The organism is Pseudoalteromonas aliena SW19, from assembly GCF_014905615.1.
GTDB classification, from domain to species: domain Bacteria; phylum Pseudomonadota; class Gammaproteobacteria; order Enterobacterales; family Alteromonadaceae; genus Pseudoalteromonas; species Pseudoalteromonas aliena.
In genome coordinates this window covers 645821-658755 of record NZ_AQGU01000025.1, presented here as the reverse complement: position 1 = coordinate 658755, position 12935 = coordinate 645821, and the positions used below count along the sequence as shown (strand labels likewise).

Annotated in this window: 10 protein-coding genes and 1 riboswitch; of the genes, 7 read left to right on the top strand and 3 right to left on the bottom strand. The window is 40.7% G+C overall.

Annotation, left to right across the window (positions count from 1 at the left end; all coding sequences use genetic code 11):
* Positions 1-33 precede the first annotated feature (33 nt).
* Entirely contained in the window at positions 34-831 is a 798-nt protein-coding gene (locus PALI_RS08500) for a M48 family metallopeptidase (RefSeq protein WP_193155571.1), read from the top strand.
* A gap of 127 nt (positions 832-958) precedes the next feature.
* On the opposite strand, the gene PALI_RS08495 is transcribed toward PALI_RS08500, so the two are convergent.
* Both PALI_RS08495 and PALI_RS08490 read right to left on the bottom strand, forming a co-directional pair.
* Complete coding sequence (locus PALI_RS08495; RefSeq protein ID WP_193155570.1) at positions 959-1747, bottom strand: nucleoside-binding protein; 789 nt, start codon at positions 1745-1747, stop codon at positions 959-961.
* A 133-nt stretch (positions 1748-1880) separates the two neighbouring features.
* Complete coding sequence (locus PALI_RS08490) at positions 1881-3194, bottom strand: Na+/H+ antiporter NhaC family protein (protein ID WP_077538189.1); 1314 nt, start codon at positions 3192-3194, stop codon at positions 1881-1883.
* Between the two features lie 372 nt (positions 3195-3566).
* Here PALI_RS08490 and dapB point away from each other — a divergent pair, with 372 nt between their 5' ends.
* The 6 genes from dapB to ribB all read left to right on the top strand — a co-directional run bounded on the left by dapB (position 3567) and on the right by ribB (position 11905).
* On the top strand, positions 3567-4370 hold the full coding sequence (gene dapB, locus PALI_RS08485) for a 4-hydroxy-tetrahydrodipicolinate reductase (protein ID WP_138585188.1): 804 nt from the start codon (positions 3567-3569) through the stop codon (positions 4368-4370).
* A gap of 361 nt (positions 4371-4731) precedes the next feature.
* Positions 4732-5868, top strand: coding sequence for a glutamine-hydrolyzing carbamoyl-phosphate synthase small subunit (gene carA, locus PALI_RS08480; RefSeq protein ID WP_077538187.1), 1137 nt, complete (start codon positions 4732-4734; stop codon positions 5866-5868).
* Between the two features lie 16 nt (positions 5869-5884).
* On the top strand, positions 5885-9103 hold the full coding sequence (gene carB / locus PALI_RS08475; RefSeq protein ID WP_077538186.1) for a carbamoyl-phosphate synthase large subunit: 3219 nt from the start codon (positions 5885-5887) through the stop codon (positions 9101-9103).
* 48 nt (positions 9104-9151) lie between these two features.
* Positions 9152-9628 carry a transcription elongation factor GreA gene (greA, locus tag PALI_RS08470; RefSeq protein ID WP_007375825.1) on the top strand — a complete coding sequence of 159 codons (477 nt, stop codon included), beginning with the start codon at positions 9152-9154 and terminating at the stop codon, positions 9626-9628.
* A 175-nt stretch (positions 9629-9803) separates the two neighbouring features.
* Positions 9804-10862: a S66 family peptidase gene (locus tag PALI_RS08465; RefSeq protein WP_193155569.1), complete on the top strand. Its 1059-nt coding sequence runs from the start codon at positions 9804-9806 to the stop codon at positions 10860-10862.
* A gap of 76 nt (positions 10863-10938) precedes the next feature.
* A riboswitch (FMN riboswitch) is annotated at positions 10939-11111 on the top strand.
* Positions 11112-11251: 140 nt separating this feature from the next.
* Complete coding sequence (ribB, locus tag PALI_RS08460) at positions 11252-11905, top strand: 3,4-dihydroxy-2-butanone-4-phosphate synthase (RefSeq protein ID WP_193155903.1); 654 nt, start codon at positions 11252-11254, stop codon at positions 11903-11905.
* 346 nt (positions 11906-12251) lie between these two features.
* Here ribB and PALI_RS08455 read toward each other — a convergent pair whose 3' ends face one another.
* Entirely contained in the window at positions 12252-12905 is a 654-nt protein-coding gene (locus PALI_RS08455; protein WP_193155568.1) for a nitroreductase family protein, read from the bottom strand.
* Positions 12906-12935: the final 30 nt, after the last annotated feature.

Below are 12935 nucleotides of genomic sequence, written 5' to 3'. Positions count from 1 at the left end.
AAGTAATAAAAAATAATGAGTTGGAAAAATACAATGAAAAAATTAGTACTTGCCGTACTCGCCACGGCGGTTTTAGCTGGCTGTAAAACATCACCGACAGGGCGCACGCAAATAGCACTTTACTCAGATCAACAAATGAGTGAAATGGGCACTGCGAGTTTTGCTGATATGAAAAAAAATCAGCCAATCAATAAAGATTCAAAAACAAATGCTTATGTAAATTGTATTGCTGAAAAAGTAGTCGCCGTATTACCTAAAGAGTATGCATCTCAAAATTGGGAAGTGGTTGTATTTGAAGACGAGTCAGCCAATGCGTTTGCATTACCTGGCGGTTACATTGGCGTGCACATAGGCCTATTAAAAATAGCCACGAATCAAGATCAATTAGCAACCGTGCTCGGACACGAAGTAGGTCACGTTATTGCTGAGCATTCAAATGAACGGGTCTCACAAAGTTCTATTTTACAAACCGGTATGCAGCTTGGTAGTGCAGCACTTGAAATGGGTAACATACAATACCGTAATGAAATTATGCAAGGTTTAGGCTTAGGTGCGCAGTACGGTGTTGTTTTACCGTTTAGTCGCTCTCATGAATCAGAAGCTGATGAAATTGGTTTAGATTTAATGGCACAAGCAGGTTTTAACCCTCAGGAGTCAGTAACACTGTGGCAAAACATGGGAAAAGCAGGCAGTGGTGCAACACCTGAGTTTTTATCAACTCACCCAGCACCAAGTAACCGTATTAAAAACTTACAAGCGCAAATGAGTAAAGCACTTAGCGAGCAAAGTACAGCTAAAAAACAGGGTAAAAACCCGCAATGTAAGCTGTAATATAAAACGGTCAAAAAAGCCCTGAATACAATAACATTCAGGGCTTTCTATATGAGTTTGATTAACCTGAACTCTGGTTAAGAGGTTTTCTAACGTATTGAATAATCTTGATATTTAATGTTGGCGTTTAAAATGCCCACTCTACATGTATTTGCGGAACCGACTCGGTCACTTCGGTACCTAGCTTGTTGTGCCAGTATTGCAGCTCCATACCAAGCAGTAAGGTATTCTCTTTCATTGCTAGGGCATGGCCCATATCCCAGACCAAAATAGGCTGGGCGAGTATCCACGCTTCTACGTTGTTACCAAACTCATCTTCACGCTTTGCAATGTATTCGGCATGCCCTTTAAAACTAAACTTATGAGAGCCAATAGTGAAAGGGTATTCAAAAGCGACATCAAACATCCAGCTATTTGTTTCAATAGGTGCGCCGCCTTTAGCAACACCCTCGCTGTCATCAATATAGGCTGTAACAAGTGTAGATAAAAAATTAAATCCAGGTACATCCCAGCTTAGTTTTACACCAGGTAAGTATTTAACTACTTTGGCATCGTGCGCAACATTAATTCCAGCCGTTAAACCAACATCTAACAAGCTACCGGTACCTACTCTTTCATCATAAAGCGCAGATAAACTAACGGTTGAGTATCCCTCGCCATAAAAGTCATCATCTTGGTAGCCATCGTCCTTTACGTCGTTACTATAATCAATAAAGAAAAAATTATCACCAAACTCATAGCCAGAAGCATGCTGGATAGAGTAAACGGTTGTATTTGATTTTTTCTTAGTAAAAGGGTTTTTTTGAACGCCATTATTAACGTGTAATGCAGTACTGCTCCAACTTGCAGCCAAAGCAGACGATGTTAATGCAAGCGAACACACGCTAAGCAGAGGAAGTAGTGTTTTAAATTTCATAATGATTTATAACTATAATGTTAGGTTATCTGTGTAAGCGGCAATTATAGCAGAGGTGATTGTTTTGTTGAGTGTTAATTTAACATATGTTGCAGCTATCGGTAATGCTGCAACATAATTACTCGTTAATATATTACGCTTTATTACGACGCAAGCAAATAATAGCAATGGCAGTAAAGGCTAGAATAAAACAGTAATAAGAGGACGTTGATACTTCCCACGGACTAATTTTAAACGTAGCACCTAACAGAAGTGCTTGCGCGCCATAAGGCAGTGAGCCCTGTGTTACACAAGCAAATATATCCAGTAAACTCGCAGATCGTTTACCGCTTATTTCACCGTCATCAGCAAGCTTTTTGGCAATAGGTCCCGCGACAATAATCGACACTGTATTATTAGCAATACACACATTACTTGTCATAACGAGTGCTGCAATACCTAATTGATCTGCCACTTTGCGGTGCCATTTGGCAATGATTTTTGTAATTGCTTGAATTTTTTGAGCGATGTAATCAAGGCCACCATTAATACGAATAAATTCAGATAAGCCACCAATAAACATAGAGAGTAAAAATATCTCCTGCATATCAGTAAAGCCTTTGTAAATATCTTTTACAAAGCTTGCGCCTTCATAACTTCCTGTAAAGCCCATAAGTGCAGCGAAAATAATACCACTAAATAACACCACAAATACGTTCAAGCCAGCAACTGCTAACACTAAAATAAAGGCATACGGAAGTACTAACCAAATATCGTAATCCTTGGTTTCAACAACTTGAGCAGCAGGTGTTAAATAAAACAACAAGCCAATAGTCAGTATTGCAGCAGGGACTGCAATTTTAAGATTTTCTTTAAACTTGTCTTTCATTTCACAGCCCTGTGTACGTGTGGCTGCAATAGTCGTGTCTGAAATAATCGATAAATTGTCACCAAACATGGCGCCTGATACGATTGTACCGGCCATAAGAGCAGGATCGATACCTGTTTTAATTGATACCGCATAGGCAATCGGACCAATGGCACCAATCGTTCCCATTGACGTTCCCATTGCGGTAGAAACAACGGCCGCAATTAAAAACAAACCAGGGAGCAATAAAGCTGGCGGAATAAGCGATAAGCCAGCATTAACGACGGCATCTACACCGCCTGTTGCACTTGCAACGGCAGAAAATGCCCCAGCAAGTAAGTAAATTAAACACATGGTAATAATATTGTTGTGGCCTGCGCCTTTTATAAAGGTTTCGACGCATTGATTAACCGTGCCTTTATTTAAAATAAAGGCCAGCATAATGGCGGGGAGTATAGCCACTGGAGCAGGAAGCTGATAAAAAGCGTAATCAACCCCTTGTGATTGCAAATATAAACCAGAGCCTAAAAACAGAGCGACAAAGGTTAAAAGAGGGAGTAAAGAAAGTATTGCTTTGTTTTTGTTAAATGATGGCTGCATCATAATCCTCGAAACCAGTTAATTTACAACAGCCAAAAATTTCTCTTTTAGCTGAATTTAGCAAACCGCCTAACTGAGTTAATCAATAACAAAGTTAGAGGAATGCAGCGCCCGCAAGCCAAAGACCAAATCGACGCGAAAGAGAAGTTTAAATGTATAGATGGCTAAAGTAAACTGGTATTGTTATTATTATTTAATTAAAGGCTTACCTGACTATTGCATGACTTTTAGATAATATCTACAAAGTAACGCGATTTTCAGCGATTAATATTTATCCAATTGCATAAAAATGCCCAAACGCGTATTTGCGATGCTCCGGATATATACTCAGATTAGTAAAAAACGGATTCAAATTTAAATTAGGTAAAAACAATGACTACAAATCGAATAGGCGTTTTTGGTGCTAATGGCAGAATGGGCTTAGCTCTATTAGAAGCAGCGACAATTAAAGAGCAAACACAACTTACAGGTGCATACGTTCGTAGCAGTTCATCGTTATTAGGCATTAATGTAAACCAGATAAATAGTGCAGCCGATAAAAATATAAGCTTTAGCGATGACAGCACAATAGATAATGTAGATGTTTTAATCGACTTTACGCTTCCTGCTGGAATGAAAAACCATTTAAAAATCGCTTTGGCACACAAAATTCCTATGGTTATTGGTACAACCGGTTTAACAAGCGATGATATGGCGCAATTACACGATGCAGCTAAGTATATTCCTATTGTATTTGCGCGAAATTACAGTGTAGGCGTCAATGTATTACTGAACCTTGTGCAAACAGCTGCAACTAAATTGGGTGATGATTTAGATATTGAAATATTTGAAGCACATCATCGGTACAAAGTAGATGCGCCGTCGGGTACAGCACTCGCAATAGGCGAGTCAATCGCACACGCTAAAGGCTGGGATCACGACGAAGTTGCTGTATACGACCGCAGCCAAGTAGAAACTGCTAAATCGCAAAATGAGATTGGTTATTCGGTACTAAGAGGAGGCGATATAGTAGGAGAACATACCACCTATTTCGCTACAATGGGCGAAAGGCTCGAATTAACCCATAAAGCGAGTTCAAGAATGACCTTTGCACTAGGCGCTATAAGAGCTGCAGGTTGGTTGAGAAATAAACCTGCAGGACTTTATGATATGCAAGATGTGTTAGATTTAAAGTAGTTTAGTTACTTTTTTAGCTGTTTGGAGCCATTTTCACCTGAAGCCAGTTATTTGTTACAATTTACCAAATAATGTTAGACCTAAATCACAACTTAATGTAATATACAGCCAATTTGCCAAAAATTACTAAATGCGTGTTTCCAATTATACCCAAGTGGCTAGTAAATCCTGGGGTTCAGTGGGAATGAAAATAGTTTTAGGCAAGAAAAAATGTTGAAGGTTTAGTGGTTTACATCGGCTTCATTTAAGACTGCGTAAAACAATTTAAGCTCACAGAAATCTGGTTTTGACGATCCCTCTGGGTATTGGCGGGGTGTTAAGCAATTGCTTACTCCCGTTTTTTACTGTTAGGAGGTTTAACTTGACTAAATCCGCTCTGTTAGTCCTAGAAGACGGCACAGTGTTTCGCGGTACTGCAATCGGCGCTGACGGTATGTCAGTCGGTGAAGTAGTATTCAATACGTCTATGACTGGTTATCAAGAAATTTTGACTGATCCATCATACGCGGAACAAATCGTAACTTTGACGTACCCACATATCGGTAATACGGGTACCAACAGCGAAGACGAAGAAGCGAATCAAATTTGGGCTAAAGGCCTAGTGATCCGTGATTTGCCACTGCTAGCGAGTAATTTTCGTAACGAGCAATCGTTAGATGATTACTTAAAAGAACGTAATATTTTAGGTATTGCGGACATCGACACCAGAAAGTTAACTCGAATTTTGCGTGATAAAGGCGCACAAAACGGGTGTATTATTGCTGGTAGCGAGCTAGACGAAAATAAAGCGCTACAAGCCGCGCAAGCCTTCCCAGGCTTAAAAGGTATGGATTTAGCAAAAGTTGTCTCAACCAAGGAAAATTTTGAGTGGCGCGAATCAAGCTGGACATTAGGCGAAGGATTTAAAACCCTTGATGCTGCTGATGAAAAGTTTCATGTTGTTGCCTACGACTTCGGTGTAAAGCGTAATATTTTACGTATGCTTGTAGACCGTGGCTGTAAACTTACAGTCGTACCCGCGCAAACCTCTGCCGCTGATGTACTGGCTTTAAACCCTGATGGTATCTTTTTATCTAATGGCCCTGGCGATCCTGAGCCATGTACTTACGCTATTGATGCAATTAAAACCTTTTTAGAAACCGACACACCTATTTTTGGTATCTGTTTAGGTCATCAGTTATTAGCGCTTGCCTCAGGTGCTAAAACAGAAAAAATGAAATTTGGCCACCACGGCGCTAACCACCCAGTTAAAGACCTAGATCGCAATGTAGTAATGATCACCGCACAAAACCATGGTTTTGCTGCGCAAGAATCAAGCCTACCAAGTACACTTCGTGCCACGCACAAATCGTTATTTGACGGCACGCTGCAAGGTATTCATCGTACAGATAAACCTGCGTTTAGTTTTCAAGGTCACCCTGAAGCAAGCCCTGGTCCGCACGATGCAGCCCCATTATTTGACCACTTCATCGATTTGATGCAAGCGCGTAAACACTAATTTAACTGGAGTAATAATGCCAAAACGTACCGACATAAAAAGCATTCTTATCTTAGGCGCAGGCCCAATTGTAATTGGTCAAGCGTGTGAATTTGATTACTCTGGTGCTCAAGCGTGTAAAGCACTTAGAGAAGAAGGCTACAGAGTTATATTAGTTAACTCAAATCCTGCAACTATCATGACCGACCCAGATATGGCCGATGCGACGTACATCGAACCAATTCATTGGGAAGTGGTAGAAAAAATTATTGAAAAAGAAAAGCCAGATGCGGTACTGCCTACAATGGGTGGCCAAACGGCATTAAACTGTGCACTTGATTTAGATAAGCACGGTGTATTGGCCAAGCATGGCGTTGAACTTATTGGTGCAACGGCAGATGCAATCGATAAAGCAGAAAACCGTGAACGCTTTGACATTGCAATGAAAAACATTGGTCTAGAATGCCCTCGTGCTGAGATTGCTCACACAATGGCAGAAGCTAAAGACACAATGACCCGCATAGGTCTGCCATGTATTATTCGTCCATCTTTTACTATGGGTGGCACCGGCGGCGGTGTTGCTTATAATATGGAAGAGTTTGAAGAAATTTGTGAACGCGGTTTAGATCTTTCACCAACAAGCGAATTGCTAATTGATGAATCACTGATTGGTTGGAAAGAGTACGAAACAGAAGTTGTACGTGATAAAAACGACAACTGTATTATTGTTTGTACGATTGAAAACTTTGACCCTATGGGTGTGCATACAGGCGATTCAATCACTGTTGCACCTGCGCAAACGTTAACCGACAAAGAATACCAAATTATGCGTAATGCCTCTATGGCAGTATTGCGTGAAATTGGGGTAGAAACGGGCGGTTCTAACGTGCAGTTTGGTATTAATCCTGAAGATGGCCGTATGGTTATCATTGAGATGAATCCACGTGTATCACGCTCATCGGCACTTGCCTCAAAAGCAACGGGTTTTCCAATTGCTAAAATTGCAGCAAAACTAGCTGTCGGTTACACGCTTGATGAACTTCAAAACGACATTACTGGCGGTAAAACACCTGCGTCGTTTGAGCCTTCAATTGATTATGTTGTAACAAAAATTCCTCGTTTCAACTTTGAAAAATTTGCTGGTGCGAACGATCGTTTAACCACGCAAATGAAATCGGTTGGCGAAGTAATGGCGATTGGTCGTAACCAACAAGAATCATTACATAAAGCATTACGTGGTCTTGAAGTGGGCGCAACAGGTTTTAACCCGATAGTTGCACTTGACGACCCTAAAGCGAAAGAAAAAATCATCCGTGAACTACGCGAGCCAGGTGCTGAGCGTATTTGGTATATTGCCGATGCAATGCGCCATGGTATGAGCGTTGATGATGTTTACGAGCTGACTAAAGTTAACCGCTGGTTCTTAGTGCAAATAGAAGACATTTTAAAAGACGAAGCTAAAATTGCGGAAGTGGGGATGGCAGGCTTAAATGCTGATTTCCTTCGCAAACTTAAACGCAAAGGTTTTGCTGATCCGCGTATTGCCGAAATTGCGGGTGTATCTGAAGCTGAAATTCGTAAAAAGCGTCATTTATTAAATATCGTGCCGGTATATAAACGAGTTGATACGTGCGCCGCAGAGTTTAGCTCAGATACGGCTTACATGTATTCAACTTACGACGAAGAGTGTGAAGCTAATCCAACAGATCGTGACAAAATCATTGTTATTGGTGGTGGACCTAACCGTATCGGTCAAGGTATTGAATTTGATTACTGTTGTGTACACGCCTCGCTTGCGCTTCGCGAAGACGGTTATGAAACCATTATGGTTAACTGTAACCCTGAAACGGTATCGACCGATTACGACACATCTGATCGTTTATACTTCGAACCAATTACACTTGAAGACGTGCTTGAAATTGTACGTGTTGAAAAGCCTAAAGGCGTTATCGTGCAGTATGGTGGTCAAACACCACTTAAACTAGCACGTGAGCTTGAAGCCAACGGTGTGCCAGTGATCGGTACTTCACCTGATGCGATTGACCGTGCAGAAGACCGCGAGCGCTTCCAACAACTTGTTGAGCGTTTAAACTTACTTCAGCCAGAAAACGCAACAGTAACATCAACGGAAGAAGCATTACTTAAATCGGTTGAAATTGGCTTCCCATTGGTTGTACGCCCTTCGTATGTACTCGGTGGCCGAGCAATGGAAATTGTATACGACGAAGACGATTTACGTCGTTACATGACCGAAGCTGTGCAAGCATCAAACGAAGCGCCTGTATTACTGGATCGTTTCTTAGATAATGCGATTGAAGTTGACGTTGACGCTATTTGTGATGGCGAGCAAGTAATCATCGGCGGTATTATGGAGCATATTGAGCAAGCGGGTGTTCACTCGGGTGACTCAGCGTGTTCATTACCCGCGCATTCTTTATCACAAGAAGTGCAAGATGTAATGCGCAAGCAAGTAACCGACATGGCGCTTGAGCTTGGTGTTGTAGGTTTGATGAATACACAGTTTGCAGTAAAAGACGGCAAAGTGTATTTAATTGAAGTCAACCCTCGTGCTGCACGTACTGTACCGTTTGTTTCTAAAGCAACAGGTGTGGCGCTTGCAAAAGTAGCTGCTCGTTGTATGGCAGGGCAGTCTTTAGCAAGCCAAGGTATCACTAAAGAAGTGATCCCTCCTTACTACAGCGTCAAAGAAGTTGTACTGCCATTTGCTAAGTTTCAAGGTGTGGATCCAATCCGTGGCCCTGAGATGCGTTCAACAGGTGAAGTGATGGGTGTTGGCGATACTTTCGCCGAAGCATTCGCAAAAGCGCAATTAGGTGCAAGCAACACTTTACCACGCGGTGGTCGCGCGTTATTATCTGTTCGTAATAGCGATAAGCCCCGTATTGTTGAATTAGCTAAAATCATGACCGACTTAGGTTTTGAACTTGATGCAACAGGTGGCACAGCTGCTGCTCTTGAAGAGGCTGGCATTGAAGTACGACGTGTAAACAAAGTATATGAAGGCCGCCCGCATATTCTTGATTCTATAAAGAATAAAGAGTACAGCTACATCGTGAATACCACCGAAGGTCGCCAAGCGATCGAAGATTCGAAGGTGTTACGTCGTGGTGCATTGCAAAATAAAACCAATTATACGACAACCTTGAACGCGGCATTCGCTAACTGTACTGCTAATAAAGCAGATGACCGCAGTAAAGTGACGTCAGTTCAAGAGCTACACCTGCGATTGAACTAAGGAAATGTGCCAAGGCCAACTAGGGCCTTGGTGTTAAGTGAGAAAAGTATGCAATCAATTCCGATGACAGTTCGTGGCGCAGATTTACTGCGCAAAGAGCTTAACGAATTAAAAACAGTTACCCGTCCAAAAATTATCGCCGACATTGCAGTTGCGCGTGAACACGGTGACTTAAAAGAAAACGCTGAGTACCACGCTGCACGTGAGCAACAGGGTTTTTGTGAAGGTCGTATTCAAGAAATTGAAGCTAAACTTTCAAATGTTCAGATAATCGACGTAACTAAAATGCCAAATACGGGCAAAGTTATTTTTGGCACCACAGTGACTATAGTCAATGTAGATACTGATGCTGAAGTAAAATACCGTATTGTAGGCGATGATGAAGCGGATATTAAAAATAATTTAATTTCTGTCAATTCACCGATTGCACGTGGCTTAATTGGTAAACAAATGGACGATGCAGTGTCTATTGAAACGCCAAAAGGTATCGTTGAGTACGAAATCATTGAAGTTGAGTATCTTTAACGTATAACTCACTTTAACGTTTTAAATAAAAACCGATGTAATTACATCGGTTTTTTTATGCCTGTAATTTAACTTATGAAACTCAGTATGCTCGCGCAAGTATTCATATTCTATAAACCTGTTCTATGTTGGTATGGTAGGTAAATCTATAGCGTCTTATTAAACAAGGAAAAATATGGCTAATGTACTTTACCCAGCGCCTTTAAAAGTAGGCTCAAAAATAGCAATTTGTTCGCTTTCAGCAGGTGTGAAAGCAAAATACCATACACGTTTAGACATTGTTATAAATGGATTAAAAAATCGAGGGTATGATGTTATTGAAGGCGAGTTTTTACGTCAAAACAAACCGCGAGAACAGCTTAATGCTAAAGCACATGCTCAGCAATTAATGGGCTTTTTATTAGATGAAGAAATTGACGCAATTATGCCGCCAATGGGTGGTGAGCTGGCAATGGAAATACTGCCGCTACTTGATTTTGACGCAATTAAAGAAGCAAAGCCTAAATGGTTAGTTGGCTTTTCTGATGTAAGTACTATTGCCTGTGCATTAACGGCTAAGTGCCAATGGGCGACACTGCACAGTGCTAACCTTATGCAGTTGCATCCTGATGAAAAAAATCCGTATAGCTTACAAATATTTGAAACCCTTACCTACGAAACGGGTAGTAAATTTGAGCAGGGGCCTTCCTCTTTATATCAAAAAAACAAGCCTAGCTACGCGCAAAACCCAAATGAATTACTAAGTCCTAGTGAGCCAACAAAGTGGCAATGTTTAAACTACACAGATAAACGCACCATAGAAATGTCAGGTCGCTTATTTGGCGGATGTTTAGATACAGTAGGTTTACTGCTCGACTCACCATTTTTAGCACTACATGAATTTAAAAAGGACAGTGCACCCGAAGGACTTATTTTATACCTCGAAAACTCAGAGCTTACACCTACAACCGTTGCACGATTTTTACTGTCATTAAAATTAGCTGGCATATTTGACGACATTAATGGTTTGGTTTTAGGGCGAAGTGAAATTACTCAAAGTCATTATGATGCCTTTGACTATCGACATGCGCTTGATGTAGCACTGGGTGGGTGTTTATTTCCAGTCATTTTTGATGCTGATATAGGGCATGTTCAACCTAACTTAAATTTAGTTAACGGCGCTACGTGTACGCTTATTGCTGATATAAATGAAGGTATAGTAAACAGTGCATCGTTAAATATTCATCTTTCGTAGTTTTTATCGCATTTAGTTTTGAAAAACAAATAAATACAGGCGTATAATGTGCCTGCAGTAAGTGCTAATACTTACTGTAAATTCTCAGGGCGGGGTGAAATTCCCCACCGGCGGTATGTTTAATGTTACTTGTAACTCAGACGAGCCCGCGAGCGCTTTATTTAACTTATTTTTAGGTTAAGTAAAGGTCAAGCAGATCTGGTGAGATGCCAGAGCCGACGGTTAGAGTCCGGATGAAAGAGAATATAGCTTATTTATGTACACCAAAACGTAGCTTTTTGGTGAGCACTTTTAATGCTGTTTTGGTGTAATTCATACAATTTTATTTGTATGGCTTTGCCATGCCTTTCAGTGTCCTGAATCTATTATTTTTTATTTGGAATATAATGATGATTCAGTCTCTACTAACTCAATTCGGCGAAAGCCGTATCCGTGTACAAAACGCAATTTTTGCACTACAGCAAGGGCAAGGCGTACTTGTTGTTGATGACGAAAACCGTGAAAATGAAGGTGACTTTGTATTTTCAGCTGAGCATTTAACGACCCCTCAAATGGCTGAAATGATCCTCGAAGGCAGCGGTATTGTGTGCTTATGTATGGGAGATGAGCGTATTAAACAGCTCGACTTACCGCAAATGGTAACCAACAACACCAGTCAAAATAATACCGCTTATACAGTCACTATTGAAGCTAAACATGGCGTTACAACAGGCGTGTCTGCTGCTGATAGAGTAACGACTATAAAAGCAGCGACAGCCGATAACGCAAAACCAAGTGATTTATCGCGCCCTGGGCATGTATTTGGTTTAAAAGCACAAACGGGCGGCGTATTAGTGCGTCGTGGTCATACCGAAGCATCAGTTGATTTAATGCAACTTGCTGGCTTAAAACCATTTGGCGTAATTTGCGAACTAACCAACCCAGATGGTTCAATGGCGCGCTTACCTGAGGTAAGTGATTATGCTAATAAACATAATATGACTGTGGTTTCTATTGAAGATTTAGTGCAATACATTCAAGCTGCAGAGCGCAAAGTAAGTTAAAGCACTTCAAAGCAAAAAAACCACTTATTTAAATAAGTGGTTTTTTAGGGCGTGTTGATCTTTGGTGGTTGAATTTGCAGCAGATTGTTTGGTATTTAGGCAAGGCAGAGTTTATGTAGTGTGGTTATTCCCCATAAATAGGCGATAACGCAGCATAAATGCCAAACATGCGCTGCCCTTTGGGTTCTTTCTAGGGACGATTAACTCTTTGTTGCTCGGTTTTGACTTAGCCCGCTAGGTTACAAACCTCACGCCGCGATTAAATCGACCCTATATTGAACAAATTTCAATCCATAAAGATCAACACGCCCTAATATTGTTATCATTTAAGTGTATAAAGTATTACTTATAAAACCTGAATAACTTGCTCTTTAGCCAAGCGAGATTTAGGTAACTTAGCATTATAATCCTCAGAGTCATCATGGTAGCCAAGCACTAAAGCTACATCACAAATATAACCATCTAGCTCTTTTTCAAAGATTTCACCAATAAGTTCAGCGTCTACGCCTTCCATTGGGGTTGAATCAATGCCTAAACGTGCTGCTGCATGCATGGTGTTACCTAGCGCAATGTAAGTTTGCGCTTTAGTCCATGTTGCGTTATTACCTTGCTCATCGGTATTCATATCTACAAAGGCAAATGCGCCAAATGATTGTTCGCGGTTTTCTACTTTTGTACGACCATTTTTAATGTCGGCATCAATGACTTGTGCGTAATCTTCGCGTGTATATTTAGGGTTGTAAGCAAATAAAATAACGTGCGACGCTGTTTTAATATGAGGCTGATTAAATTGAAATTTATTAGCAAAGGTATTATGCATACGTTCTTTAGCTTCGTCAGACTCAATAACAATAAATTTCCAAGGTTGCGAGTTAATAGATGAAGGTGAAAGACGCATAGCTTCAAAAACTACGTCTAGGTCATCTTGAACAATACGCTTAGTTGTATAACGTTTAGTCGTGTAACGTTTTTCTAAATCACTAATAATTGGGTGAGTCATTATTTTTCCAAATAAATAAGGTTGAGCGAA

What these genes read in the sequence shown, in the direction of transcription:
- dapB (WP_138585188.1), top strand. Translation starts at nt 3,567, where the DNA reads ATGACTACAAATCGAATAGGCGTTTTTGGTGCTAATGGCAGAATGGGC.
- greA (WP_007375825.1), top strand. Translation starts at nt 9,152, where the DNA reads ATGCAATCAATTCCGATGACAGTTCGTGGCGCAGATTTACTGCGCAAA.
- PALI_RS08500 (WP_193155571.1), top strand. Translation starts at nt 34, where the DNA reads ATGAAAAAATTAGTACTTGCCGTACTCGCCACGGCGGTTTTAGCTGGC.
- PALI_RS08455 (WP_193155568.1), bottom strand. Translation starts at nt 12,905, where the DNA reads ATGACTCACCCAATTATTAGTGATTTAGAAAAACGTTACACGACTAAA.
- PALI_RS08495 (WP_193155570.1), bottom strand. Translation starts at nt 1,747, where the DNA reads ATGAAATTTAAAACACTACTTCCTCTGCTTAGCGTGTGTTCGCTTGCA.
- PALI_RS08490 (WP_077538189.1), bottom strand. Translation starts at nt 3,194, where the DNA reads ATGCAGCCATCATTTAACAAAAACAAAGCAATACTTTCTTTACTCCCT.
- ribB (WP_193155903.1), top strand. Translation starts at nt 11,252, where the DNA reads ATGATTCAGTCTCTACTAACTCAATTCGGCGAAAGCCGTATCCGTGTA.
- carB (WP_077538186.1), top strand. Translation starts at nt 5,885, where the DNA reads ATGCCAAAACGTACCGACATAAAAAGCATTCTTATCTTAGGCGCAGGC.
- PALI_RS08465 (WP_193155569.1), top strand. Translation starts at nt 9,804, where the DNA reads ATGGCTAATGTACTTTACCCAGCGCCTTTAAAAGTAGGCTCAAAAATA.